1 protein-coding gene is annotated in these 1,680 nt (G+C 36.0%); it reads right to left on the bottom strand.

The window, feature by feature from the left end; genetic code table 11:
* Nucleotides 1-1,680 (bottom strand): glutamate synthase central domain-containing protein (locus tag WBM98_RS16290; protein WP_424367080.1); only part of this gene is annotated, 1,680 nt, incomplete at both ends.

A 1,680-nucleotide genomic window follows, 5' to 3' on the forward strand; every position in this document is an offset into this window, starting at 1 on the left:
TTCTCCACCGGTATTGACCTCCTATTTCAAGTTCCAGTTCACCATCAATAGCCCTTTCTTTATAAGCATTGGAATATCGTTTATTAATTTCTTTTTCAATTTCATGCAACCCAATTCCCTGAATTCTAGTAGGTGTATTAGGAAAGTATTTGTTAACCACAATTGTATTGATTCCTATACATTCAAATAATTGTGAGCCCCTGTACGAATTCAAAGTAGAGATGCCAATTTTATTCATCACCTTGAGAATTCCTTTTCCAACCGCTTTATTATAGTTTTTAACTGCTTCAATGGATGATGTTACTTCAATCTCATTCCGTTTTACACGTTTCTCTATGATCTCATTGACCATATAAGGATTTATGGCACTTGCACCATAACCAAATAACAGGGCGAAATGATGAACTTCTCTCGGTTCTGCAGATTCAACAATAATACTTATTTTAGAACGCTGACCTAAATTCTGGAGTCCGCTATTGACGTAAGAACAGGCGAGTAAGGATGGGATAGGAGCATTTTCTTTATCGACGTTTCTGTCTGATAAAATAATAATGTTTGTACCTTCATCGATTGCTTTAGAAACTTCCCGGAGCATTTCCTCAAGGGCATTTTCCAAACCATTATGTCCCTTATCAATTTTATACAATATAGGTATTGTGGTTGCTTTAAGCCCGGATTTCTGGTTGCTTTTTATTTTATCTAAATCTTGTTTTGAAATAACCGGATTTTCAATTTTTAATTTCCTGCAGTGTTCCGGACTGATATCAAAAATATTAGAATCTTTGCCCAGGGTAAGGCTAATGTCTGTAATCAATTCTTCCCTGATACCGTCCAAAGGCGGATTGGTGACCTGAGCGAATAATTGCTTAAAATAATTGAATAATAACTGAGGCCTTTCAGACAATACAGCAATGGGAGTATCATTCCCCATAGAACCAATTGGTTCTTTGCTCGTTTTAGCCATTGGCAAGATTATAGTATTAATATCTTCTTTTGTATAGCCAAAAATTGTCTGCCTTTTATTTAAGGACTCTTCATTGAAATGAAAAGGACAATCGTTATATGGAATATCCCTTAAGTATAGAAGTTTATCGTTAAGCCATTTTTTATATGGATGCTTTTTAACTATTTTTTCTTTTACTTCTTCATCATTTACAATTCTTCCTTCATTCATATCAACCAAGAACATCTTTCCCGGTTCCAGCCTTCCATGCTGTTGAATATTTTCCGGGGCTATTTCTATAACACCGGTTTCTGACGACATGATCACATAGCCATCCTTGGTAACAGAATACCTTGATGGACGCAATCCATTTCTATCCAAAACAGCTCCAATATAATTACCGTCTGTAAATGGAATAGATGCTGGACCATCCCAAGGCTCCATAACGCATGAATTATATTCGTAAAATGCTTTTTTTGATTCAGACATTTCTGTATTCTTTTCCCATGCTTCGGGGACTAACATCATCATCACTTCCGGTAAGGATCTTCCAGTCATTATAAGTAACTCAACTACCATGTCCATAGAGGCTGAATCAGATTTTCCTTTTAACACAATTGGCAAAATGCTTTTTATTTCTTCACCGAACCAATCACTTTTCATTAAAGACTCTCTAGATGTCATCCTTGACAAATTTCCTCGCAAGGTATTGATCTCCCCGTTGTGACACATATATC

Origin of the sequence: Maribacter sp., assembly GCF_049667165.1 — a bacterium.
GTDB lineage: Bacteria > Bacteroidota > Bacteroidia > Flavobacteriales > Flavobacteriaceae > Maribacter_A.